General features: G+C 39.8%; 25 protein-coding genes and 1 other RNA gene. 13 read left to right on the top strand and 13 right to left on the bottom strand.

The features are described 5' to 3' along the window. Window positions 1-121 precede the first annotated feature (121 nt). The gene (gene dnaX / locus ACQK2H_RS06080) at window positions 122-1,237 is read right to left on the bottom strand and encodes a DNA polymerase III subunit gamma/tau (RefSeq protein WP_425390564.1); all 1,116 of its coding nucleotides are present in this window, start codon (window positions 1,235-1,237) and stop codon (window positions 122-124) included. Between the two features lie 176 nt (window positions 1,238-1,413). On the opposite strand from dnaX, the gene ssrA reads away from it, so the two are divergent. After that, window positions 1,414-1,792, top strand: a transfer-messenger RNA (tmRNA) gene (gene ssrA / locus ACQK2H_RS06075). Window positions 1,793-2,033: 241 nt separating this feature from the next. After that, entirely contained in the window at window positions 2,034-2,426 is a 393-nt protein-coding gene (locus ACQK2H_RS06070; protein ID WP_425390563.1) for an LAGLIDADG family homing endonuclease, read from the top strand. Between the two features lie 480 nt (window positions 2,427-2,906). On the opposite strand, the gene ACQK2H_RS06065 is transcribed toward ACQK2H_RS06070, so the two are convergent. Further along, entirely contained in the window at window positions 2,907-3,503 is a 597-nt protein-coding gene (locus tag ACQK2H_RS06065; protein ID WP_425390562.1) for a hypothetical protein, read from the bottom strand. Between the two features lie 58 nt (window positions 3,504-3,561). After that, the gene (locus tag ACQK2H_RS06060) at window positions 3,562-4,323 is read right to left on the bottom strand and encodes an SDR family NAD(P)-dependent oxidoreductase (protein ID WP_425390561.1); all 762 of its coding nucleotides are present in this window, start codon (window positions 4,321-4,323) and stop codon (window positions 3,562-3,564) included. Between the two features lie 94 nt (window positions 4,324-4,417). Between ACQK2H_RS06060 and ACQK2H_RS06055 the strand changes: the two genes are divergently transcribed. Beyond that, window positions 4,418-5,191 (top strand): AMP nucleosidase, encoded by a 774-nt coding sequence (locus tag ACQK2H_RS06055; RefSeq protein WP_425390560.1) that lies wholly within the window; start codon window positions 4,418-4,420, stop codon window positions 5,189-5,191. A gap of 63 nt (window positions 5,192-5,254) precedes the next feature. On the opposite strand, the gene ACQK2H_RS06050 is transcribed toward ACQK2H_RS06055, so the two are convergent. Beyond that, window positions 5,255-5,734: a hypothetical protein gene (locus ACQK2H_RS06050; RefSeq protein ID WP_425390559.1), complete on the bottom strand. Its 480-nt coding sequence runs from the start codon at window positions 5,732-5,734 to the stop codon at window positions 5,255-5,257. 127 nt (window positions 5,735-5,861) lie between these two features. Between ACQK2H_RS06050 and ACQK2H_RS06045 the strand changes: the two genes are divergently transcribed. Beyond that, the gene (locus ACQK2H_RS06045) at window positions 5,862-6,263 is read left to right on the top strand and encodes a hypothetical protein (protein WP_425390558.1); all 402 of its coding nucleotides are present in this window, start codon (window positions 5,862-5,864) and stop codon (window positions 6,261-6,263) included. 121 nt (window positions 6,264-6,384) lie between these two features. On the opposite strand, the gene ACQK2H_RS06040 is transcribed toward ACQK2H_RS06045, so the two are convergent. Both ACQK2H_RS06040 and ACQK2H_RS06035 read right to left on the bottom strand, forming a co-directional pair. Then, window positions 6,385-7,251 carry a DUF72 domain-containing protein gene (locus ACQK2H_RS06040; RefSeq protein WP_425390557.1) on the bottom strand — a complete coding sequence of 289 codons (867 nt, stop codon included), beginning with the start codon at window positions 7,249-7,251 and terminating at the stop codon, window positions 6,385-6,387. A 29-nt stretch (window positions 7,252-7,280) separates the two neighbouring features. Beyond that, complete coding sequence (locus ACQK2H_RS06035) at window positions 7,281-8,141, bottom strand: SDR family oxidoreductase (RefSeq protein WP_425390556.1); 861 nt, start codon at window positions 8,139-8,141, stop codon at window positions 7,281-7,283. A gap of 17 nt (window positions 8,142-8,158) precedes the next feature. On the opposite strand from ACQK2H_RS06035, the gene ACQK2H_RS06030 reads away from it, so the two are divergent. The 3 genes from ACQK2H_RS06030 to ACQK2H_RS06020 all read left to right on the top strand — a co-directional run bounded on the left by ACQK2H_RS06030 (window position 8,159) and on the right by ACQK2H_RS06020 (window position 10,903). Further along, window positions 8,159-8,722, top strand: coding sequence for a nitroreductase family protein (locus tag ACQK2H_RS06030; protein WP_425390555.1), 564 nt, complete (start codon window positions 8,159-8,161; stop codon window positions 8,720-8,722). Window positions 8,723-8,832: 110 nt separating this feature from the next. Further along, the gene (locus tag ACQK2H_RS06025) at window positions 8,833-10,161 is read left to right on the top strand and encodes a pyridoxal phosphate-dependent decarboxylase family protein (protein WP_425390554.1); all 1,329 of its coding nucleotides are present in this window, start codon (window positions 8,833-8,835) and stop codon (window positions 10,159-10,161) included. A gap of 28 nt (window positions 10,162-10,189) precedes the next feature. Continuing rightward, window positions 10,190-10,903: a DUF2490 domain-containing protein gene (locus ACQK2H_RS06020; RefSeq protein ID WP_425390553.1), complete on the top strand. Its 714-nt coding sequence runs from the start codon at window positions 10,190-10,192 to the stop codon at window positions 10,901-10,903. A gap of 147 nt (window positions 10,904-11,050) precedes the next feature. On the opposite strand, the gene ACQK2H_RS06015 is transcribed toward ACQK2H_RS06020, so the two are convergent. Genes ACQK2H_RS06015 through ACQK2H_RS06000 form a run of 4 tightly spaced genes read right to left on the bottom strand, consistent with a single transcriptional unit; the run spans window position 11,051 to window position 13,854 of the window. Next, on the bottom strand, window positions 11,051-11,596 hold the full coding sequence (locus ACQK2H_RS06015; protein ID WP_425390552.1) for a DUF2911 domain-containing protein: 546 nt from the start codon (window positions 11,594-11,596) through the stop codon (window positions 11,051-11,053). 11 nt (window positions 11,597-11,607) lie between these two features. Continuing rightward, entirely contained in the window at window positions 11,608-12,147 is a 540-nt protein-coding gene (locus ACQK2H_RS06010) for an HD domain-containing protein (RefSeq protein ID WP_425390551.1), read from the bottom strand. 28 nt (window positions 12,148-12,175) lie between these two features. Beyond that, on the bottom strand, window positions 12,176-13,081 hold the full coding sequence (locus ACQK2H_RS06005; protein WP_425390550.1) for a Brp/Blh family beta-carotene 15,15'-dioxygenase: 906 nt from the start codon (window positions 13,079-13,081) through the stop codon (window positions 12,176-12,178). Window positions 13,082-13,125: 44 nt separating this feature from the next. After that, window positions 13,126-13,854 carry a bacteriorhodopsin-like gene (locus ACQK2H_RS06000; RefSeq protein ID WP_425390549.1) on the bottom strand — a complete coding sequence of 243 codons (729 nt, stop codon included), beginning with the start codon at window positions 13,852-13,854 and terminating at the stop codon, window positions 13,126-13,128. Window positions 13,855-14,008: 154 nt separating this feature from the next. Between ACQK2H_RS06000 and ACQK2H_RS05995 the strand changes: the two genes are divergently transcribed. Further along, window positions 14,009-14,866, top strand: coding sequence for a formate/nitrite transporter family protein (locus tag ACQK2H_RS05995; protein ID WP_425390548.1), 858 nt, complete (start codon window positions 14,009-14,011; stop codon window positions 14,864-14,866). Next, window positions 14,863-16,179 (top strand): Na+/H+ antiporter NhaA, encoded by a 1,317-nt coding sequence (nhaA, locus tag ACQK2H_RS05990; protein WP_425390547.1) that lies wholly within the window; start codon window positions 14,863-14,865, stop codon window positions 16,177-16,179. The genes ACQK2H_RS05995 and nhaA overlap by 4 nt, the downstream gene beginning before the upstream one ends. 1 nt (window position 16,180) lies before the next feature. Here nhaA and ACQK2H_RS05985 read toward each other — a convergent pair whose 3' ends face one another. Next, the gene (locus tag ACQK2H_RS05985) at window positions 16,181-18,823 is read right to left on the bottom strand and encodes an ABC transporter permease (RefSeq protein WP_425390546.1); all 2,643 of its coding nucleotides are present in this window, start codon (window positions 18,821-18,823) and stop codon (window positions 16,181-16,183) included. Then, window positions 18,820-19,155 carry a PadR family transcriptional regulator gene (locus ACQK2H_RS05980; RefSeq protein ID WP_425390545.1) on the bottom strand — a complete coding sequence of 112 codons (336 nt, stop codon included), beginning with the start codon at window positions 19,153-19,155 and terminating at the stop codon, window positions 18,820-18,822. Before ACQK2H_RS05980 ends, ACQK2H_RS05985 begins: the two co-directional genes overlap by 4 nt. Window positions 19,156-19,299: 144 nt before the next feature. Here ACQK2H_RS05980 and ACQK2H_RS05975 point away from each other — a divergent pair, with 144 nt between their 5' ends. The 4 genes from ACQK2H_RS05975 to ACQK2H_RS05960 all read left to right on the top strand — a co-directional run bounded on the left by ACQK2H_RS05975 (window position 19,300) and on the right by ACQK2H_RS05960 (window position 22,324). After that, the gene (locus ACQK2H_RS05975) at window positions 19,300-19,989 is read left to right on the top strand and encodes a hypothetical protein (RefSeq protein ID WP_425390544.1); all 690 of its coding nucleotides are present in this window, start codon (window positions 19,300-19,302) and stop codon (window positions 19,987-19,989) included. A 116-nt stretch (window positions 19,990-20,105) separates the two neighbouring features. Beyond that, window positions 20,106-20,519, top strand: a complete 414-nt coding sequence (locus ACQK2H_RS05970; RefSeq protein WP_425390543.1) for a hypothetical protein — start codon at window positions 20,106-20,108, stop codon at window positions 20,517-20,519. A 42-nt stretch (window positions 20,520-20,561) separates the two neighbouring features. Continuing rightward, on the top strand, window positions 20,562-21,581 hold the full coding sequence (locus ACQK2H_RS05965) for a sensor histidine kinase (protein WP_425390542.1): 1,020 nt from the start codon (window positions 20,562-20,564) through the stop codon (window positions 21,579-21,581). Next, window positions 21,578-22,324, top strand: coding sequence for a LytR/AlgR family response regulator transcription factor (locus tag ACQK2H_RS05960; RefSeq protein ID WP_425390541.1), 747 nt, complete (start codon window positions 21,578-21,580; stop codon window positions 22,322-22,324). The genes ACQK2H_RS05965 and ACQK2H_RS05960 overlap by 4 nt, the downstream gene beginning before the upstream one ends. Here ACQK2H_RS05960 and ACQK2H_RS05955 read toward each other — a convergent pair. Then, window positions 22,321-22,722 carry a DUF4174 domain-containing protein gene (locus ACQK2H_RS05955; protein WP_425390540.1) on the bottom strand — a complete coding sequence of 134 codons (402 nt, stop codon included), beginning with the start codon at window positions 22,720-22,722 and terminating at the stop codon, window positions 22,321-22,323. The genes ACQK2H_RS05960 and ACQK2H_RS05955 overlap by 4 nt on opposite strands. Window positions 22,723-22,746 lie beyond the last annotated feature (24 nt).

Below are 22,746 nucleotides of genomic sequence, written 5' to 3'. Positions count from 1 at the left end.
GGTTCCTCTGTTGGAGGTGGAGGTGTTTCGCGAGTAGATTGGGCGTCTTCTTTTACAGAAAGTTCACTCGCTCCGTTAGAGGGTTGATCCGAATCGCTCGGTTTCGTCTCTTCAGCTTGATTTACGCTACTTTGTGGCCTTTTTTTTTTGCCCCATTTTCAGTGGAGCTAAGAGTTAGCGCACTGGAAAGATGCGATAGTTTCATCAGGCAAAGCTCAACATGTAACCGTTGATTTTTGCTCTGTTTGAAATTAAGCTCAAACTGATTGGAAATATTTAGTGCAGAAAGCAAGAACGAAGGACTACATTTAGCTGCCTGCTCTGCATATTTCGCTTTCAAATTATCCGTTACCTCCAGAAGCTTTAGCGTCTGATTGTCTTTTGATACCAGTAGATTTCTTAGGTGCTGCTGGAATCCATTTAGAAAATTATTCCCATCAAAACCATTTCTTAATATCTCATCAAAAAGCATGAGTGCTCCCGACATGTTCTGCGAAAGAAAATCATCTACCAACTTGAAATAGTAGTCATAATCAAGAATATGCAAGTTCTTGATTGTATCCTGGTAAGTAATCTTGCCATCGGATGAAAACGTGGTGATCAGGTCAAAAATGGAGAGCGCATCTCTCAAGGCACCATCGGCCTTCTGAGCTATCAAGTGAAGTGCCTCTTTTTCAGCTTCTACTTTTTCGCTTTCAGCAATCTTTTCCAGTTGCTTCACGATATCTGTGACTTCTATCCGATTGAAATCGTATATCTGACATCTTGAAAGTATCGTTGGTATTACTTTGTGCTTTTCTGTAGTTGCCAGGATGAAGATGGCATATTCAGGTGGCTCTTCCAATGTCTTCAAAAAAGCATTGAATGCCTGAGTGGAAAGCATATGAACCTCATCAATGATGTATACTTTATACTTTCCTGTCTGAGGTGGGTACCTCACCTGATCAATCAGGTTTCGGATATCTTCTACTGAATTATTGGAGGCTGCATCTAATTCGAAGATGTTGAAGTTATTGTTGCCTTCACCTGAATCACTTTCAAAGTCATTAATGGTTTTAGCAAGGATTCTGGCGCATGTTGTTTTCCCTACTCCTCTGGGTCCACAAAACAACAAAGCCTGTCCCAGATGATTGGATTTGATGGCATTCTCCAATGTAGTGGTAATATGCTCCTGCCCCACTACCTCCTCGAAACCAAGAGGCCTGTACTTACGCGCCGATACCACAAAATTTTCCATCTGCTGGCAAGTTAATGATGTGGGGGTTTCTATTGAAAAAATCTTATAAAAAAGGATCGAACTATTTTAGTTTTTTCATTGTCTTACTCTCCCACCAAGGAATGTTACCTTTGTGTTTGTCAAGGCACTTTGGAATTTGTTCCTTGGCGCTTGTTCTTTGATATTAAATGGGGTCGACTGGAATCGACAGGAAGTGCAAAGCATATGCTAGCATGCCAGGTGGCGAGTGTACATCTGTGATAAATGCGCTCACAATTGTAATTGGCGAGTCTAACTACGCTATGGCAGCCTAATCAGAACTTAGATGTTTTGATTAATCAGGGTTGAGCCAAATAGGTTCCCCCTGCCACATCCCACCACTCTTTGTCCTTGAGAGAGGAATTTGGGGTGTCATAATAAGGAATAGTTCAGGGTAGTGTTGTGGATCCTGAATGAAATTAAGCAACTGGTATTTGCAGTAGGTTGTTGTTCACCAGCTGTAGATACGAGATAAACCAAGAACGACTAAGCATGTAGAGTGCCTATGGTTTCCTTAGCTGGACGAGGGTTTGATAATTCGGACCCACTTACCGGGGACGGTGAGTAATAAAATTGGGTGAATTGCAAGAAGCCTGTGTATGAAAAGACATATATGGTAATTTGCAGCCAAGCTTCAGGGAAGACTGAAGAAGGTTCAGAGACTAGGGACACTACGGTGAGCCCACAGCGCCCGACACCTAGAACAGGTGATGACATAGTCCAATCCCAGAAGAAATTCTGGAAGATGACTTTCAATGAGATCTGTTATATTTCACTCATGAATTGGGGATATATATCAGGATTTTTTGATGCTGATGGTTCGATTCAACTGAATAAAATTCATAAGAATCAACTACCCAGTCCCGTTATAACTTTTCATAATAATGAAAAGATAATTTTAGAACGGATTGAAAGGTTCATCAACGAAAAGCTTAGTGTAAAAGGAGCAATTGTTACAAAAAAGAAAAAAGGGTTTAAAGATCAATATGAACTTAGATACTCTTATTTCTCAAAAGTATTATTGCTTGTTGACAAGCTTGATTTTCAACATCCTAAAAAGATGAAACGAATCAAGTTTGTTCGGAATTACAAACTGTTGAGTAAACGAAACGGAAAATACTCCGAAGTAGACCTACTTAACATTGAATCTTTACTTAAGCAATGGGAATAGCGAATCCCTCCGACTCCACTAAAAACAAAAAAATGGCTGACCAATAGGTTGGCCTTTTTTGTTTTAAATGACTCGTCCTGAAATGAGACCGAAGAATGAGGTCGAATTCACGAGGGGCTGAGCGCATGCCGTGTGTGTACGAGTAATCCCGTCTCCGGGCCTCCCCTGCAACCTGGCTAGGCGCCCCCGTTCCCTCACTAAAATGATCCACTGGATCAATTCTTTACGTTCGGTCCTCTACGACTCCACTTTAAAAGCTGCCTCGTGCAGCTTTATTCTGAAAGTCTCATTTTGATCATAATACGATCCTTTTCAAATCTGAACAAACCTGACAGGGTTTAAAACCCTGTCAGGTTTACTTTCTTTCTTGCCTCTTGATGTTCCCTAGATCATAAATGTTTCGTTTAAAATGATTTGGAATAGTATCTGCTGCCTTCGGTTTTTAAAACGAATGAAGAGATTCTCAGGACGGTGTAGGGTTTAATCCCTCACAAAAAAGTAATCCAATTCATCATCCTGTAGCACCTTATTCAGAGTATTGTAAAAATGCTTGTAAATGATTCCCTGATTGGGTGAATTTGAAAGCGATTTTTCCCCGGAGCGAATCACCGATTTTAATTCATTAAGGGAAATCCAATAGAAATCTTTCTTTTCATTAAAAATGTCAAACTTTTCATTTACCGGAATTAGCGCTTGCCTGATCTCCTCACGCGGTTTATAAGGAATCTTAACAACATAGCTACGATAAACACCATTGACAGCCGTGATGTAAGCTTCGGGTCTGAAATTGAGATTGATTTCTTCTTTTTCATATACCATTCGGCATTCCTCAAAAAACTCCCTAACAGCAATTTCACGTGGAGTTTCCAGACGCTGTTCGTTATCCAGGGTTCCTACCATTTCTCTACTCCCTCCAAAATCCGTCCATCCGGGTTTATCCGCATCATAGCCTAGTAATAAGTAAACAGTGTCATTTTTCACTGTGTAAGGTAGTACACCTGCAGCCACTAGTTTATCATCCTGACTAAAGCCTGACAGGGTAAGTACTCCGAATAAAAATGCAATAATCCCTTTCATAATATTGATTTTGAATCAATGAATTTTGTTTGACCGTCACTAATCAAAGCCCTAAGGTTTACAGCGAAATCCCCCCATCTATCTTTAGTGTTTCTCCGGTAATAAAAGCTGCCTGATCTGAACATAACCAATAAATGGTATCAGCTATTTCATCCACACTGGCAAATCGACCTAAAGGTGTAGCTTTTAAAAGCCGTTCTTTGAGCTGAGGCTTTGTGGCATGTAATTGATCCAGATATTGTGTTTCAGCATATCCGGGGCAAACAGCATTTATTCTAATGTTACTTCGTCCGTATTCTAAAGCAGTAGTTTTCGTCATCCCAACTACAGCATGCTTGCTTGCAGCAAATGAAATGTTATTTGGTGCCGACTTCAATCCTGCTAATGATGCTACATTTACAATGATACCCCCTCCTTGTTCCAGCATATACGGAATGGCATATTTCATCCCGTAATAAACACCACTTTGATTTACGCCAACGACCCGGTTCCAATCATCTAAATCCGTATCAGCTGTCTTTGCCAATTTTTTGGGCCCTACACCTGCATTATTTATCAAAATGTCCAGCCGATCAAATCGGTCATAGGCTGCTCGCATCAATTGTGACATCTGTTTGGGATCAGAAACATCCGTACCAAGTGCGATGCAAGATCGAGGGCGCGCAGTGTTTAATTGATGCATTAGCGCATCCGCACCTTCTTTATCCTGATCCGAAAGAACCAGGTTCATCCCACTACGAATACTCATTAAGTGAGCTGTGGCAGCTCCTATTCCGTGTGCTGCGCCGGTAATGACACAGACTTTAGGCGGTGAATCCATTCATTCAAGTTAAAAACTTTTAATGAGTAATGGAAGTATGCAATTTGAAAGTTTCGGATCGCCTCAATACGATAAGTATGTAACTTTGCCGCCAATGAAATCAAAAGAAGAAATAGTAGACGATTGGTTACCCAGGTACACGGGTACAGAATTAGATGAATTTGGCAGGTATATCCTCCTAACGAACTTCCAGAATTATGTTGACCTTTTTGCTGAAAAGTTCAATGTAAAAGTGAAAGGCAGGAAGCGTGCAATGCAGACGGCCACCCATGATGATATCACGATTATCAATTTTGGGATGGGAAGCGCAATGGCTGCAACCGTCATGGACTTGCTTTCGGCAATTATGCCTAAAGCGGTGCTTTTTCTTGGAAAGTGCGGTGGATTGAAAAAACAGAATAAGTTAGGTGATCTGATCCTTCCAATCGCAGCAATACGAGGCGAAGGAGCTTCTGATGATTACATGCCGCAAGAAATTCCTGCACTGCCTTCTTTCCGATTGCAGCGTTCCGTTTCTCACGTCATTAAAGCTAAAGGATTCGATTACTGGACAGGTACGGTATTCACGACCAACCGCAGGGTATGGGAACATGATGAGGATTTCAAAAACTACCTGAAAGAAATTCGAGCGTCAGCCATTGACATGGAGACGGCTACACTATTCACCGTAGGGTTTGCAAACAAAATTCCAAGGGGAGCCTTACTGCTTGTTTCAGATAACCCGATGACACCTGAGGGTGTAAAAACTTCAAAAAGCGATCAAAAAGTAACCGCTCAATTTGTTGAGAATCACCTAGACATTGGAATCGATTCCCTGATGGAACTAAGTAACTCAGGTGAGTCAGTGAAGCACTTGAAATTTGAGTAACCATCAAAATGAAAAGTCTCAAATGAACTATATCATTTGAGACTTTTCATTTTTATAAATTATCTAGTCTAAAAGAGGCTCATCCCACAAAAACAAAATCTCTGAAGAGATATTATCGAATCTAATTCTATAGTTTTTGATAGGTCCGGTGGAGGTCTGACCGACAGAAAAGTCCCAGCTTAGAACGGCACCCTCATCCCCCTCATCATCTCTTAAGGTTACCGAAAGTTGACCACACTCCCATGTTCCATTTTGATTCACCGTTACATCTTTTGAATCGCCGGAAACTGTCTGAGTACTTCGAACAGTGCTTCTCCATGTACCATCACTTTTTACGTTTAATGTGATTGATTCATAGGTGAGTGAATTACCAACTCCAAAGGACTCAGTATACGGTAATCTATTTCCGTCTATCGAATATGCATCTAATTCAATATTGGAGAATGGCGGCTCACAGGCTTCAATTCCTTCTTCCTCTTCACAGCTTAGAAATAATAAGGTGATAATAAAAAGTGCTAGTAAGTTTTTAACTCTGTTTTTCATAAATGTTTTTTCTCAAAGAACTAAAGCCTTTCATTAACCTTCAAGACCCGAATTCGGGGTTTTTTTACTTTACCAATTAAACCTTTTCTGGCAAACGTCATCTAAGTAGAAACTAAAATTTTAGATGATGCAAAAATTAAGATTGATTATTGGACTGCTAGTGGCCGCTAACATTCTTTTCGCCCAGGGCAAAAGAGAGGAAATGAGGGAAAAGGCCGAAGTTAAAATCGAAGAATACAAAGAGCGTTTGAACTTGTCAGATGAACAGGTAAATGACCTGAAGGACCTTCGCGAAGAGATGAAGCCTGAATTTGAGGCACTAAGGAAAAACGAATCAAAATCACGTAGTGATAAGATGCGAGCGCATGCAGATCTATTGGATGAAAGAGAAGCTAAAGTAGCTGAGATACTTTCAGAGGATCAGTTCGCCGAATTACAAATCATTAAGGAAGAGGTGAATCAGAAGCGTATGAATATGCGAGAGAAGCGAAAAGAGCGTAAACAAGAACGTCGCGGGGATGGTGGCTGAAAAGGTTAACTATTCTAGTTAATTATGATAGACACCTAGAGGCGAGATTCTGAAATAAATTCAGAATGACCGCCTCTTAGTATTTTAAACAGTTGTCTTACTTATTCAATGCTTTTATCTTTTATTCCTGCCCTACAGGAATCGTAAGATCTAACCCTAACTCTTTATTCAACTTCTCGATGAAATAAGCTGAGAGTACAGGAGACTCCTTTTCTAGGTTTTGATGTACGAAAAAGTACAGATTCTCCATTCCCTGATCAGCCCATTTTTTAACCCTGTCCAACCAAATATCCAGGCGCGAATAGTCGCTCTCATGGTTGGCTCCAACATAGCGTATAAATACGGAAGGTGTGGTCAATCTCATGTGTAGGAGATCCCTTCTTCCGGCGGTATCTGTCACTATGTTTGAGACATTGTACTTTTCAAAAAGCGCATACACTTCATTAGCAACTTCCGCATCGTTAAACCACTCCGTATTTCTCAATTCAATTGCCAATGGAACATCTTCAGGCCAGTACTTCACAGCAGTAATCAAACGATCCATATTCTTAGGCTTGAAATTGTCATGAAGCTGTAGAAAGCACATGCCCAACTTATCTCCGAAAGCGCGAATGTTTGTGGTATAACGCTTGATCGGCTCTTCTACTTCATTCAGTCGCTTAATGTGACTGACCATCTGATGGACCTTGGGAAAGAACTTGAAATCTTCAGGAGTTTTTTCCACCCATTTTTCAATCTGTTCGGTTCGAAAATGATTGTAAAACGTAGCGTTGAGTTCTATTGAATTGAACTGAGTAGAGTAGTATTCTAATTCATCTTTGGTGCCTCGGGGGTAGAATTTTTTCAGGTCTTGACGGTTCCATTTAGCACACCCTACAAAGACACTTTGGAGCCCTTTGCCCTTAGCCAACACTTTTTCGGTATCGTGATGATCGTCCGGTAGGGTAAAGTCAATTTCTTCGGGGTTTTCTACGCTTCCAAATTTCATAACTTAAAGCTAAGATGTTTTACAAAAAGCTATTTTATAAGCCCGAGGGCTTTTCCGAGAAATTTATCAACAGTCCGTGTAGGTAATAGTCTCGGAAGTGTCCAGTTTTTGAATTTCTGAGCAATAATCACCTTGCGCGTACTTGATCTTTTCTTTTCAAATTCTTTAAAAATAATCCCGGCGGCTTTTTCTGCAGATAAGGCATTTTCGATCGACGGCCCCATGAATTTTTCATGTGATTTTTTCATTACTGGTAGGTAAACGGAATTCTTAAATTTGTCAAAAAGCGGATCCATTGACTTTTCCCAAATAGGTGTTTTGATAGGTCCTGGCTCTATTAATACTACATCAATTCCGTACATAAGCAGTTCCTTCCTCAAGCTTTCGGTAATACCCTCTACTGCATGCTTTGACCCTACATAAGGCGAAACAAAAGGCATCCCCATTCGTCCGGACACAGAAGAAATCTGCATGATCTTTCCAGGAGCGGTAGGATGATTTTCTCTTGCACCTAATAATGGCAAAAATGCCTGCGTGACTTTTATCAAACCAAAAACATTGACTTCAAATTGCTGCCTGAAGTCCTCCATCTTTAGATCTACAAAAGGTCCTCCTACGGCAATCCCTGCATTGTTCACCAGACATCCTAACCCCTCATCACCAATTTCACCTTCCATCCTTTTCGCTGCTTTCTCAACTGCTTTATAATCAGTCACATCAAAAATCAAAGGACTGAAGTCCTGTCCCAACTCCTCAAGTAATCGATCTGCATCGGCTTGCTTTCTGACACTACCAAATACTTGATAACCATTCCTAACAAATATCTTTGCCAGGTCATATCCGATTCCCGTAGATGCTCCGGTGATTAGGATGTTGTTAGATTTAGTCATTTAAATAGTTTTCTATAGTGAGTAATGTAAATGAAATCATTCGCAAGCGCCGATCAGTCTATCCCTTGCAATATATTGATAAGCCCATCCCGAAAGAAATTCTGAAAGAACTCCTGCTCAATGCCAACCATGCCCCTACTCACAGACTTACGGAACCGTGGCGGTTTAAGGTTTTCACAGGAGAAGCAAAAAAGAAATTGGGTCAATTCCTAGCACAGAAATACCAGGATATTACACCGAATGCGGATCCTTCTAAAATCAAAAAGATCCAATTAAAGCCGGAACAGGCAGGAGCTATTTTAGCAATAATTCTTCACCGCGATCCTGCCGAACGGGTACCTGAATGGGAAGAGATTGCCTCAGTAGCATGTGCTGTGCAAAATATATGGATCTCATTGGACCAATATGACTTGGGTGGGTACTGGAGTAGCCCGGCTCTTTGCAAGTTTTTAGGCGAACATGTAGAGATGAAGGAAAACGAGACGTGTATTGGTTTTTTCTATATGGGATATTGCGAACCTTCTGATCGGGTTGTCCAAAAGAAACCTATTGAAGATAAAGTGGAGTGGATTGAGGGGTAATTTACATTGTCATTGTGAATGAGCCTGCCTGCCGACAAAGGCAAGGACGAATGAAGTAATCTTGTCTTTGAGATCGCTTCGCAAGCTTGCGATGACGCAAATTTTGACGAATGAAACTAGAAAAAGAATCAATACAGCTGCTTTCCAAAGCAATCGAAAAGTTAGAATCCGGATTTGATTTGCCTGATTTAGATCAATCATATGATTCAAAAAAGATGGAAGAAGTCATTCTGCAAGCAGCAGAAAAAATGCAGAATAACTACCCTTATTTTCATCCACTTTTTGCCGGGCAAATGCTGAAACCACCCCATCCGATTGCCAAAGCTGCATACATGATGGCCATGTGGATCAATCCAAACAATCACGCCATGGACGGGAGCAAAGCCAGCTCGCCATTGGAAAAAGAGGTAGTTGCTGATCTTGCTAACATGTTTGGATGGAATGAGCACCTGGGACATCTAACAGGAGGTGGAACCATGGCCAACCTGGAAGCACTCTGGGCATCTGGCAAGATTCATCCGGACAAAAAAATCATCGCTTCTGACCAGGCACATTATACGCATGAACGCATTTCAGAAGTACTGCAACTCAACTTTGACAAAGTTGCCACTGACCATCAAGGGAGAATTGATGTTGAAGCGCTTGAGGAAAAATTGAAAAAAGGTGATGTGGGAACGGTTGTCTGCACCATGGGTACCACCGGGCTAGGATCTGTCGATCCTTTAGATAAAATTTTAGAACTACAGAAAACATACGATTTCAGAATTCATGCAGATGCTGCTTACGGTGGTTATTTCAAGCTATTATCTAATCTCACAGAGCAAACCAAAAACAAATATTCAGTCATTGACCGGGTGGATAGCATTGTAATAGACCCACACAAACAGGGGCTTCAACCTTACGGTTGTGGATGTGTGATTTTCAAAAATCCGGAAGTAGCTAAGTACTATATTCATGATTCGCCCTATACCTACTTCACATCTGAAGAATTGCATTTAGGAGAAATAAGTCTGGAGTGTTCGCGTGCTGGTGCCTCTGCCGTAGCACTGTGGGCTACTCATCAGCTGATGCCACCTGTAGAAAATGGGGAGTTTGCCAAAGATCTGGAAAAGTCAAGGAGTGCAGCACTGAAATTATATGAGAAACTGGACTCAAATGAATATTTTTTCCCGATTGTTCAACCGGAAACAGATATCGTGACTTGGGCGATAAAAGGGGAAAGCACGAGCAAAATGTCAGAACTGACTCATGCATTTTTTAAAAAAGCTGAGGATAAAAATCTTTATTTATCGCTTTACAAGTATCCTACCTCTAAGCTCGATGATCCTGAATTTGATGTTGATTCCGAATATTTGGTATGCTTAAGGTCGTCTTTGATGAAGCCTGAGCACGAAGATTGGTTGGAAGAGATTTGGGAAAGGATGATAGCTAGTCTTTAATTTTTAGATTTGCGCCAAAATTGAATGTATGAAACAAATTTCTCTACTACTAATACTTACTTTCATTACTTGTTTTGATTCGAAAGCCCAGGACGACATTCATGGTGACCCGGAGTTTTGGTTCCTTTTGTTGAATCATTATGAAATCAACGAGAAATGGACGGTGGGTAATGAAGTTCATATACGGAGAACAGATTGGTTTAGTGATCAAAAGCAATTCATCCTTCGTCCATTCGTAAATTTCAAGCCGGGTGAAAGTGTTATTTATACTGCTGGTTACTCTTACATCAGTACTGAACCCTATGGCAAATACCCACTATTGGCTACACTTCCAGAACACAATTTCTGGGAACAAGTGACTGTAAATCAATCACTCGGGAAAACGACTCTCTCACATCGCTACCGAATGGAACATCGATTCCAGCAGAATCAAGCACAAAATCTTTCTACCGGGGAGATTACAAAAGACGGATATAATTTCAGCAACCGTTTCAGGTATCGGTTGACTCTGAGAAAACCGATCAACGAAGACTACTTCATCCATATTTTTGATGAGCTGTGGGTATCTACCGACAGTAACTTCAGACAAGCAACTTACAATCAAAACTGGATTTACCTAGGTGTCGGAAAAAATGTAGGAAACGGAAACATTCAACTGGCTTACCTTCACCAACATGCAAGCGCCGGTGGAATAGTGGAACGTCATCCAAGTTTACAGGTGACGATTCAATATGATTTTTAAATAAAAAGCCTGTCTCAAAGGTCTCTCATCCTGAATTAGTGAAGGATCCCTCGTTCTTTAATGCCTTTAAGCACAAATTATAAGGAGATTCTTCCTTCGTCAGAATGACATTCTAATTTAAAGACCTTTGAGACAGTATCTTTTAAATTATTGTCTTTCCAAAGGAAGCTCCCATTGATATGTACCCCAGTTAAATATCAATGTAGCTCCTAATGAACCTGATTCAGCTGTAATGGTAAACTGCTCGGTATGATCGCTCTGAGTCAGAGGAACGACAGCCGTGGCTAAATCTTGAGAATAGTCTGGTTCTGTATATCCCCAAAACCTTAAATCTGAATTAAGTCTAAGTTCCATTTCTCCTTTGCGAGGGAATGCATAAATCACATATTGACCTGCTTCAATTTCAGTATCGCCAAACATGAAGTCGTAGCTCACAGTTATATCGGTAGGTTCATTGGCACCCAGCCTCCAATAAAAGCCGTAGGGTTGTAAAGCACCTTCCTCTTCCTCTCCAAAAATGAGTCTATCACGAACAGATGGTCGAGAATAATTCACCACGACCGTATCACCATTGTAGATAAGCTCGGCTTGCCCGGGAGGACTCAATGTCCGGTTGCGATTATTCATAAAAGCATAAAGCGCAATAAGTACAACTATTAGTATTCCCAGGCCAATTAAAAGCTTCTTTTTCATGATTGTGTATTTTAAATGTTGAGTTCTTCCTTGTGTTTTTTAAGAACCTCTATAATAAAGGTAATGTGTTCGGTCATATCCACACCCAACATTTCCACCCCTGCTGCTATTTCATCACGCTCCACCTTCGCCGCGAAGCTCTTTTGCTTAAGTTTTTTCTTGACAGACTTTGCCGTGAGCGTTTCGATTCCTTCCGGTCGTACCTGACAGCAAGCCACGATAAATCCGGTCAATTCATCACATGCAAGGAGGGCTTTATCCAACGTTGTTTCATAAGGGACATTCCATTTGGTATAGTGCGCCGAAATAGCATGAGCAATCTTTTCTTCCCCTTTTTCACGTAAAAGCGCCACGATTCGATTGGGGTGTTCATCAGGATATTTTTCATAGTCCGCATCATGCAACATGCCTGTAACGGCCCACTCCTCTGCATCTTCGCCAAACTTTTCCGCATAAGCTTCCATTACCAATTCGACGGTTCGGGCATGCCGTAATAGGCTATCTCCCTCCGTCATTGAGGTCAAAATCTCTTTTGCTTCTTCTCTGTTCATAACAGAAAAGTAAAAAATGGAAAGGACATTATTTCAATCCACCTGATAATCGAGGCTGACTCCTAAATCTATAAAACTGATCCAGGGTAATAGCGTGAGGAAGTGTGATCAACGAAATGAGTATGAAAAAATATGTAATCAGAGTAGTTTGACTTTCAGGTTTTAAAAACCATAATAGACTGAGTATTCCCAAAATGGCCAATAAGCTAAATCCAACCAGATCTCCTGCAAAACGACTTATGTCGTAATTAGATTTTTTGGACTTCAGCCACTTGTATTGATGCTTGAATGCATTTAAAGAATGGAAGAGCACAAAATATAAAGTGAAAGCTAGCACGAATGGGAGCAGCACATGAATGATTATGATGAATCCAAGAAATGCTGATAGCTGATGAATACTCTTCTTTTCAATCCCTCTGCGCTTAAATAGTAGGATACTGCCAATAGCAAATAAAATTATTGCCGAGGGAACTATATATCGCCAGAAACCAAAGTCCGGCAATTCACCTTGAGTAACCACATTCAGATAACCTGAGATACTTTCTATGTGGTAAATCATTGGAGCAACAAGGATCATTAATCCCCAGATCATTCGCATCCATACATCTGAATTTTTGATTTTATTATCCTCAAGTAGCTCTTGACCGAAATGGTAAGCAGATAATAAGATAAATATGAATAATGCCTTAGTAGGATCAAGGAGCCACCAAAGAATATATCCAGCGGCAATTAGGACATACCTCAATATGTATTTCAGTACGCTTGTGTCTTTTGAGGTCGAAAGGTGAATTCGGTGATCAACTGCACCGTGCGGAATGCCGAAAAGTAGGATGAGGATTAAACAAAAAGAATTAACCAATTGTGAATTAACGTCTATTGTCAGGTATGCAAACCCAAGTGTAATAGCTATTCCATATTGAATAATTCTAATCATATCAAAAAGAGCGGAATGCACTCACACTCCGCTCATATTTGCTTTTAAGCTGTTGCCCTTTTTGAAGACTGGCTTACAGCAAGACTATATATGACTAAACCGAATCCTATTTTATTGATTGCGTCACCAATATTGTAGATGATATCTAAAGAACCGGAAGAAAGCACACCACTCAATAATCCATCAGTCTCGATGGTCATATATCCAATTGGATAGATCGCCCAGCCAACTAAGATGAACCATGCAAGCGTATTGAAAGCTTTTTGTAAAATCGGATCGTTAGAACTTTTAGATAACTGTTTTGCCGATCCAAACCATACTTCATAAAAGATTCCAAGATATCCTAATGTTGATATTGCACCCCATAGAGCACTATTATCTCTAAAAACAGTTTCTCCCAGATATCCTGTCACTAACATGAATAATGAGTAAAAAATCATCTTCCATAACAGGCCTATTTTAGCCCCAAAAGCTTTTAAGATGAGATAGAATTCCACACACATCAGAGGAACAGTTAAGATCCAGTCGATGTAACGAAATTCAGTGGGTGAGGTGCCATTTTGAACCCAATAATCCCTCATGTAGTAATAATGCACTGCTGCTATAAAAGTTATGAGACCCGACACTAAAAGTGAAGTTCTCCATTTACCGTCTACACTTTTCATTTCTAAAAAGAAGAAAACGGTTGCTGCTAACATGGCCATACTGCCAATAAAGAATGTAAACCCTACATAATCACCTGATTGAAGGGTTGCGGCTAATGTTGTATTCATAGTTTCTCAACTTTTAAATTATAGCCTAGTAACTTCTTGTTATTTTATTTTGTTTAATCTTTTTAATTAATAATTAAACAAAATAAGATTCCTAACTTTAAATTCTCACAATTGAGCACTGTGGTCGTTGACTTAAAGAATAAACAAATAGTAAATGAATAGCACGATTGACAAAATCAAGAAAATCATCTATCGGCCAAAGCGTGTAAGAGATGTAAGCAATGAGCCAAAACCCATTGGTGATATTTTACAAGAGCAGATAAAAATTGGACTGGAAGAATACAATCGATCCAGCCGAAACATGTTCTTTTCCGCACTTGCAGCGGGTATGGAAATCGGTTTTAGTCTTTATGTCATAGCTATCATTTACAGTTATCTGGGGGATGGAGATCCCACTACACTTCATTTCGCACTTGCCTTAGGTTATCCCATTGGTTTTGTGCTGGTGGTGCTTGGACGATCTGAATTATTTACAGAGCAAACCACACTTGCGGTTCTCCCAGTACTTAACGGACATAAGCGAATCCCCCAGTTACTAAAATTATTTGGCATCATCTATTTTGGAAACCTGGTAGGTGGATACATTATTGGTGGATTGCTTGTAGTGCTAACACCTCCAATTGAGGTAATCGAACTGGAATCGTATTATCACATAGCACATAAAATGATTAAATACGATTCTTGGGTGATTTTTGGAAGTGCATTACTTGCAGGGTGGTTAATGGGGCTATTGTCATGGTTGGTAACTTCTTCTCAAGAAACCATTAGTCGCATATTCATTGTAATTCTAATCACCTTCATCATTGGTTTGGGTAATCTGCATCACTCAATAGTTGGATCCATTGAGGTGTTTGCCGGGTTGATTTCATCTCCAGATATTTCCATAGGAGATTACATCCATTTTCAATGGTACACAACAATTGGTAATATTATAGGTGGCGTTTTATTTGTTTCCATCATTAAATACGCCTCTATCAATTATTTTAAAAGCTCAAAAGAGGATGAAGAATGAAAAAAGAACCAGTTGATCGATTAGTTAAGCCTATCAGAAGGCTTTTTAAAAGTGAAACTGCCACTGGTGTTCTGCTCATCATTATGGTGATAATTGCTATGATATGGGCCAACTCTCCATGGTCGCACAGCTACCATGCACTTTGGAAAAGTCACCTGATCATTGGATTTGAAGACTTCAACGTCGATAAAAGTGTTCATCATTGGATCAATGATGGTCTTATGGCCATTTTCTTCTTTGTTATAGGACTTGAAATAAAGCGGGAAATCATCAGCGGAGACCTGTCTTCCTGGAAAAAAGCATCACTTCCGGCTGCTGCTGCATTGGGTGGAATGCTGGTACCTGCAGCAGTCTATTTGATTTTTAATTATGATGCTCCGGGAGAAAACGGATGGGGCATTCCGATGGCAACAGATATTGCTTTTACCCTTGGACTGGTGGCTATCGTGAGTTCCAGAGTCCCTCTGGCATTGAAAGTCTTTCTCACAGCCCTGGCTATTGTCGATGACATTGGAGCCATTTTGGTAATCGCAATTTTTTATACCCCTGATATTTCAGTGGTCAACCTTGTATATGCATCCATATTTCTTGGGCTTATGATTGCCGGTAACTTAATCGGTATTAGAAATCGATGGTTTTATTTCATCGTGGGGGCTTTTGGTTTGTGGACTTCCATACTCTTTTCCGGTATTCATGCAACAATCGCTGGCGTACTGGCTGCCTTTGCCATTCCTGCAAGGGTTAAAGTAGAACGCGACCAATTTAAAGAGAAGCTAACCTATTGGTTTAATAAGTATCCTGAAACGGAAGTAAAAGATGGGCCTTTCATTTCTGAAGAGAAGCACACAATGATGCTGGATATTGAAAAAGGGATCAGACATGCAATGACCCCTCTTCAATATTTGGAAAGTAAGCTTGAACCTCTGGTTTCCTATTTCATCATTCCGCTATTCGCCCTTGCCAATGCAGGCGTTACGATCGATGGAGAAATAAATATTCTGACCAACCCTATTACCATGGGTATTATCCTTGGATTGTTGGTTGGTAAGATTGTTGGAATTACCGTTTTAAGCCAGCTCATGATAAAGCTAGGAATCAGTGATCCTCCGAAAAACAGTAGCCTAAAATCCATTGGTGGAGTGTCTGTTATGGCCGGAATCGGGTTCACCATGTCACTTTTTCTTGCAGATCTGGCATTTGATGATCAGCAATTGATAAATAGCGCCAAAATCGGAATTCTAATTGCCTCTTTTCTGGCTTCTGTCATCGGTATTCTTTGGTTTAAATTCTTTATTCCGAAACATGGTGAATGATTCATTCATCCCGTAGCATATCTGCAGGGTTGGTCTTTGCAGCCTTCATGGTCTGCCAACTAATGGTTAAAAATCCTATTAAGAAAATAAGTACTACCCCAGGCAACAGTTCCATTGGACCAATGTCAATGCGTTTCTTAAACTCACCTAAAATGTATTCGGTGAAAAAGAAGTAAGTAAATGGAACCGCTATTAACGCAGAAATGAATAGCATAATCATGAAACTCTTGGATAAAATCATGATTAGGTTTTGCTCGGTCGCTCCCAGCACCTTGCGAATACTGACCTCTTTTATTCGAGTCTCTGTGGTAAAAACAGCCATTCCTAGCAATCCCATCGTCGAGATCGCAATAGCTAGTATGGCCAGAAAGGTGAATATCCTAAACATCACTTTATAGTGAGCATACGATGACTGTATTTGCTCATCCAGAAACTCCGCTGTGAAGGGATGTACCTTCTCTACATCTGTCCATATTTCTTCCATTTTATCCATCAGGCCTATAATATCGGTTGAACTTACGATCATGTTGATGTGATACAGGTCATCTTTTCCTCCTTGAATAAGGGCTGTGGGCTCAGGATCACTTGCTAAATTTTGATATTGATAGTTTTCAATCACTCCGGAAACCTGAACAGGTACATCGTCTTCATTTCTTCTTTGAAGATAAAGCACCTCTCCCAGTGCCTCCTCCGGCTTGTCAAATCCAAAGCGTTCACTTAGGGACCGATCTATGATGATGAATTTAGGATCCTTATCACCCTCTTTCATATCATACGGGAACGTGCCGCCTGCCAGAAATTTCATGCCATGGACACCCGGATAATTTTTATCAACCCGATTGAAATAGATGGATACGGAATCCATCGGATCCTTATACTTCAACTCATCTCCCCATATCTCTCCCGTACTCGGGATCATACCGGAACGAGACATCTCTTTTATCTCAGGTAGTTTGGCGAGCTCTGTCATTAGTAGCTCAGAATCATTCCTGAACAACTCCATATTCAGGATATTCTCTGTATTAAAACCGAGATCGTAGTTAATAGAGAAATTGTATTGTCGGTAAGTGATGGTAGCTCCAATGATCAATGCCATTGAAATAGCGAACTGAAAGACGATCAGGACTTTACGTAAATTGACTCCTTTAAACATTCGCAGCTTAGTCGCATCGGTTAAAATAGAAATAGCCTTAAGTTTGGAAAGTACCAGTGATGGTAGAATTCCTGAAACAAATCCAATAGCAATAGCGAAAAGTAGAAAGTAAAAAAGGTTCATCCATTTAAACTGCATACCTATGTTTTCCTCATCCACAACGGACGAGACAAACTCCGGCTTAATAAGTAGATAAAGACCACCAGCTATTACCAGAGCGAAAATGGCTATAAGAATTGCCTCGAATACAAACTGAGCCAATACTTGTGATCTGGAGGCCCCAACTACTTTTCTGATACCTACTTCCTTGGCACGTCTCAAAGCACGGGCGATAGACAAGTTCGTATAATTGAAACACGCTGACAGAATGATGATCAACGTCAGCCCAAGAAGCTGGTAGATGCTTTCCCAATTGATACTCGGACCGATTTGATTGGACAAATCTCTGCCAGGAACAATATCCATGAGACTTTCCAACTCATGTGTAATCGTGTATCTATCCGTTTTGGCATTTTCCTGAGAAGCAATTTCTGCAAGACTGCTATTGATCTGATTTGGTGTGGCTCCTTCTTCTAAGACCAGGTAAACATAGTTCATCCAGATACTGCGCCAGGTAAAGAAAGATGAATTCTCATCGTCTCTGTGCTCATTTGCAATGGTGGAAAAAGAAGCCAGCGCTTCAAATTGAATGTGAGAGTTTTGTGGTACCTCTTGCATTAAACCTGTAACTGTGTAGCTGTCTTCACCTGCCGTAACTATCTGACCAACCGGATCCTCATCTTTAAAAAGTTTTCTGGCAGCTTTTTCCGTTAGCACAATTGAATTAGGTTCAACCAATGCTGTGGAGGGATCCCCAGACTTCAATTCAAATGAGAAGACATCAAAAAACTCCCGTGTGGAATAATGCCCTCTTACATTGATAATATTTTCCCCTTTGGCAATATCAGCGCTGAAGTTACGCCTCATAATGAGCACTTTTTCAAAGCCTGTGTACGCTTCCTTCAATTTTTCTCCGATAAATATCGAAGTAGATGCTAAATCAAATGGGTCTTCGTTGGATACACTTTGGTAGGTCGATGTTACCCTATAAATCCGATCCTTTTTTTCATGAAATTCATCAAAGGTGAGTGTCTCTCCGATATAGGTGATCATCAGTAGTCCTACCGACATGGAAACAGCCAATCCGATGATATTAATAGAGGAAAAAAGTTTATTTCTGGCAATGCTTCGCACACTGGTCTTAAAGTAGTTAGCCATTAGATTTAAGAATGTCATCTGTCCTAGTATTTTGGGTTTTTGAATGGTGTATGGTCTGCAGAATTTGAGCACATCCAGAAAGAAAATCAGATTGGCTTTTTGCCTGCTCTTCTCCTGGTTTCGGAAATAGTATTCATGTAAGTCACCCTGAAGATCCTCCAGTAGATCTTTCCGACAGTAGAATTCAATAATTCTATCCATCCATCGTGGTGGCCCTTTAAACTGCTTGCTCATTTGATTTCTTGAAAAACAAGTTCAGGAATCTTACTCCACAGTTTATCGCGCTGTTCTTTAGCTTTCATCAATGCCACTTTTCCGGTATGTGAAACCGTAAAAAATCGCTTTCGACGACCGCCTCTCTCTTTGGTAGGCTCTCCTAGTTCTGAGTTAATTAGTCCTTTATCCTCCAATCGCTTGAGCACTGCATGTACCACTCCCAACTTTGTTTTTCTTCCGGTCACACTGGCTATTTCATCCACGATGTTTACGCTATATGCTTCATCCATAAGTGAAGCAATGGTTAAAAGCACAACCTCCTCAAACTCGCCAAGATTTGTTCCTTTCATTTCACTGAATTTTATTAATTCATTAAATGTATGAAAAATACAAACGGGGAAAAGCCAAGTTGGTTTTATTTTTTCATGTTTTGTATTAAAAATCTATTCTTTGTTACAATTTGATTTGAAATATCTTAGCCAAAAAAATACAACATGAAGTTTTTCGTCTATTTTCTATTCTTGTTTTCAACAATGGTCTCAATGGCTCAGGAGGACTATTTAATTACACTTAAAGGCGATACAATAAAAGGTGATATTGATATCTATCAAAGTACTTTTTACGATGAGGTTCAGCTTAAAAATGATAATGGAAAAACTACATTTAAAGCCTATCAGGTGAAATTAGTCAGAATGGATGATCAAGCCTATGAGCCAATTGCTTATTCCAACCGAAAGGTGATGGCACAGGTAGTGACAAAAGGTTCCCTGAGTCTTTATCTGACCAGACAGGAAAAGGAAATAAATTTCGAAACACGCGTACTCTACAAAGATGATGAGGCTTTGGAAATTGGGAATATTGGATTCAGAAATATCTTGACTGAATACTTAAATGACTGTCCAATTTTAACACGCCAACTTGAAAACAAAGAGATCAATCCTAACGAGCTTGACTATATCGTGACAACTTATAACACAAAATGCGCCAATGATTCAGTAGACAAAACAACCACAACTGATTTTTCAGAATTGAAAGAACTATCGCAATTACTAGCTGATATTATCACCCGAATTGATCAAAATGAAGAAGTACCTTCCTATATGATCAATGCTCTAAAACAGTACTCTGAAATTTCAACAGATTCCAAAATACAGTCGTTGATCGATTTCCTGGATAATAAGTAGTACAGTTCAATAAGGTAATTCTACGATTCAATAACTTTTCAATCAACTCAGCAAAAAGCATCATTCATTGCTCATAGCATTTCGTGTCATTTGTATAACAAAAAAAACTCACGATTATGAAAAAGTTTATTGCTGTTCTCTCATTTATAGTCCTTACGACATTCGCTTTTGGGCAAAATTTTGAAGCACCTAAAAAAGGAGCTAAAATTTATGCTCAAGAGTATGTAATCAACATTGATCAAGACGGAGAGGCATCTTTTGACCTCTGGATTGTGCGATCAAAAATCTCTAAAAGAACCAAATTTGAGGCTCCCAGACTATTAACTAGTTCAGGACTAAGCTTCAATGTTCAGCAAGATGAGGAAAACAGAGATCATTACGTTGTAACTGCCTCTGCTTCTGATGTGAACATCGGTCAATACACTATTACGGTATCATCACGAGGAGTTGGCCCACATAAAGTAACAGGAACCACACTTTCTTTCAATGTAAATGCAGCAAAAGCTGTAGCATCGAAAGATGGAGAGTAAATTAGCCTAAAGATGGGTTAGTTACTTTTCAATCCAAAACTGATGAAATATTGGTATAGGTCCACAATCGCAATTTTCGTTTTCTTGTTCTTTAAGTTGACAAGAGATGATTTCAGGGACGAGTTGTTCCATTGGGATAAGGGAACATGGATTTCCCTTGCCTATACTGTCATTGTCATTCTAGCGCTATGGGAAATAGTGGCTCGCTATATTTATGCAACCAGCAATAAAACCAGCATAAATTCAAATAAAGGACTATATATCCTTTCTACAAAGGCAACACTTCTGATGTTGCCTTTGGTGTTTTTATTCGCTTACATTTATGACAATATCCTCCAATTCATTAGCTGCTGTCCGGAACACTATTATGGTAGTTTCCTAATCAATGCTGCTCAAGGTTTCGTTATTTCACTTTTAATTATTGCTTACGAAATCATTAATCTCTACGTAAGAAATGCAATCAAAAATGCACGTGAGAAAGAACAGATCCAAAAAGAACTGGCTGCTGCCAAGCTAGAGAGCCTAAAGAATCAAGTAAATCCACATTTCCTTTTCAATAGCTTCAGTGTGCTTACATCCTTAGTGGAAGAAGACTCTAAAGCGGCTATTAAATTCATATCTAAGCTCTCCGATATGTACCGATACATCCTCGAAAACGATGAAAAAACAGTAGTTACATTGGAGGAAGAACTTGCTTTTATTGACAGCTACATTTTCTTACTATCCATGCGTCATCAATCCGCAATAGTGATAGATAAGCAACTGGATTTACCAATGAAAGAAATCCTGGTCCCCCCTATGTCCATCCAGGTGCTTATAGAAAATGCAGTGAAACACAATTCATTTTCAATGGATGAGCCACTAAGAATCATTGTGAAAAATGATGGTGAAAATGCAATCATCGTCGAAAATGAGAAGCGTAAAAAAGATCACTTAACGACCAGCACACAAATTGGGCTCAAAAACCTTTCTAAACGGCTTTTACTTTCAGCGGGTAAAGCGTTAGAAATATTAGATAATGATCAGATTTTTCAGGTTCGATTACCTTTAGCAAGAGCATGAATGCCATTATCATAGAGGATGAACAGCTATCAGCCAACAGACTAAAAAAGTTGGTTGATGAGCATAGCACAATTGACTTATTGGGTACTTTCCACTCTGTCAAGTCAGCCTCAAAATGGTTAAAAGAAAACGAAACACCCGATCTGCTTTTTCTTGATATCCAACTAGGTGACGGTACGGGGTTCGATATCCTGAATGGTTTAAACGCGTATCCGAAAGTCATTTTCACAACTGCATTTGATAAGTACGTGCTAGATGCTTTTAAATACAACAGCGTGGATTACCTGCTTAAGCCGGTCAAGCCTGAAGACTTGGTAGCCGCAATTGATAAACTTAAAAAGGTACACGGGCAGGCTGATTTTGATGTAATGATCGACTCATTGAAAGATCATCTAAAAACAAGCTTTAAGAAAAAATTTCTCATCAAGATCGGTCATAAATTTCAATCCATTTCCGTAGAAGATGTGGCTTACTTCTACAGTGAATCAAGTACCACCTACTTAAAGACTGTAAATGGTGAGGGTATGATCACCGATCACTCGCTTGATGAATTACAAACATTGTTAGATCCTGAAAATTTCTTTCGTATCAATCGGCATATGATTGTATGCGACCAACATATTACCTCTATAGACTCATACTTTAACAACCGGCTCATATTGAAATTAAAACCTGAATTTGAGGATCATGTAATTGTAAGTAGGGAAAAAGTAAAAGCCTTTAAGGAATGGCTGGACAGCTAAAATTCAAGTCCATTATCCTTGATCCTCTTCTGCTCCCTCATCTCCTGCTTTCTCATGGGCATGCTATCGATCAGTGCAAAAATCTCCCGTGTAGACATAATATCATCCTTTCGCATTTTTACTCCGCCATCTTTCCCGATCAACAGCACCATGAATTGTCCCTCCGGAATGTCATATTCCTTTCTGATTGCAACTGCCTGCTCTTTTGAGAGGATTTTATCCTTATGATCGATCCAATGATCATCATATAGTTTATAAACAATCAAATCCCTTTCTTTCATGCCCTTCTTTCCCTTTGACATAAGCTGCTCCTGCCGCTTGTATCCGATGTTGGTTGGTGAAGTAGCTGAGAAAATTAAGACTCGTTTTTCCCATTGATGTTCCTTTATCGGATTCACATTTAACTGCATTATTACCGTTAG

The sequence above is a fragment of the Ekhidna sp. genome, assembly GCF_965228795.1.
Lineage (GTDB): Bacteria > Bacteroidota > Bacteroidia > Cytophagales > Cyclobacteriaceae > Ekhidna.
The sequence above is the reverse complement of the archived record's forward strand: the minus strand, read 5'-3'. Positions and strand labels throughout refer to the sequence as shown.

Coding starts and splice junctions, on each gene's coding strand:
- ACQK2H_RS06015 (WP_425390552.1), bottom strand. CDS start 11,596: ATGAAAAAGAAGCTTTTAATTGGCCTGGGAATACTAATAGTTGTACTT.
- ACQK2H_RS05975 (WP_425390544.1), top strand. CDS start 19,300: ATGAAGTTTTTCGTCTATTTTCTATTCTTGTTTTCAACAATGGTCTCA.
- ACQK2H_RS06055 (WP_425390560.1), top strand. CDS start 4,418: ATGAAATCAAAAGAAGAAATAGTAGACGATTGGTTACCCAGGTACACG.
- ACQK2H_RS06025 (WP_425390554.1), top strand. CDS start 8,833: ATGAAACTAGAAAAAGAATCAATACAGCTGCTTTCCAAAGCAATCGAA.
- ACQK2H_RS06035 (WP_425390556.1), bottom strand. CDS start 8,141: ATGACTAAATCTAACAACATCCTAATCACCGGAGCATCTACGGGAATC.
- ACQK2H_RS05980 (WP_425390545.1), bottom strand. CDS start 19,155: ATGAAAGGAACAAATCTTGGCGAGTTTGAGGAGGTTGTGCTTTTAACC.
- ACQK2H_RS05995 (WP_425390548.1), top strand. CDS start 14,009: ATGAATAGCACGATTGACAAAATCAAGAAAATCATCTATCGGCCAAAG.
- ACQK2H_RS06040 (WP_425390557.1), bottom strand. CDS start 7,251: ATGAAATTTGGAAGCGTAGAAAACCCCGAAGAAATTGACTTTACCCTA.
- ACQK2H_RS05965 (WP_425390542.1), top strand. CDS start 20,562: ATGAAATATTGGTATAGGTCCACAATCGCAATTTTCGTTTTCTTGTTC.
- ACQK2H_RS05960 (WP_425390541.1), top strand. CDS start 21,578: ATGAATGCCATTATCATAGAGGATGAACAGCTATCAGCCAACAGACTA.
- ACQK2H_RS06050 (WP_425390559.1), bottom strand. CDS start 5,734: ATGAAAAACAGAGTTAAAAACTTACTAGCACTTTTTATTATCACCTTA.
- ACQK2H_RS05985 (WP_425390546.1), bottom strand. CDS start 18,823: ATGAGCAAGCAGTTTAAAGGGCCACCACGATGGATGGATAGAATTATT.
- ACQK2H_RS05970 (WP_425390543.1), top strand. CDS start 20,106: ATGAAAAAGTTTATTGCTGTTCTCTCATTTATAGTCCTTACGACATTC.
- dnaX (WP_425390564.1), bottom strand. CDS start 1,237: ATGGAAAATTTTGTGGTATCGGCGCGTAAGTACAGGCCTCTTGGTTTC.
- ACQK2H_RS06045 (WP_425390558.1), top strand. CDS start 5,862: ATGCAAAAATTAAGATTGATTATTGGACTGCTAGTGGCCGCTAACATT.
- nhaA (WP_425390547.1), top strand. CDS start 14,863: ATGAAAAAAGAACCAGTTGATCGATTAGTTAAGCCTATCAGAAGGCTT.
- ACQK2H_RS06005 (WP_425390550.1), bottom strand. CDS start 13,081: ATGATTAGAATTATTCAATATGGAATAGCTATTACACTTGGGTTTGCA.
- ACQK2H_RS06060 (WP_425390561.1), bottom strand. CDS start 4,323: ATGGATTCACCGCCTAAAGTCTGTGTCATTACCGGCGCAGCACACGGA.
- ACQK2H_RS06000 (WP_425390549.1), bottom strand. CDS start 13,854: ATGAATACAACATTAGCCGCAACCCTTCAATCAGGTGATTATGTAGGG.
- ACQK2H_RS06020 (WP_425390553.1), top strand. CDS start 10,190: ATGAAACAAATTTCTCTACTACTAATACTTACTTTCATTACTTGTTTT.
- ACQK2H_RS06065 (WP_425390562.1), bottom strand. CDS start 3,503: ATGAAAGGGATTATTGCATTTTTATTCGGAGTACTTACCCTGTCAGGC.
- ACQK2H_RS06010 (WP_425390551.1), bottom strand. CDS start 12,147: ATGAACAGAGAAGAAGCAAAAGAGATTTTGACCTCAATGACGGAGGGA.
- ACQK2H_RS06070 (WP_425390563.1), top strand. CDS start 2,034: ATGAATTGGGGATATATATCAGGATTTTTTGATGCTGATGGTTCGATT.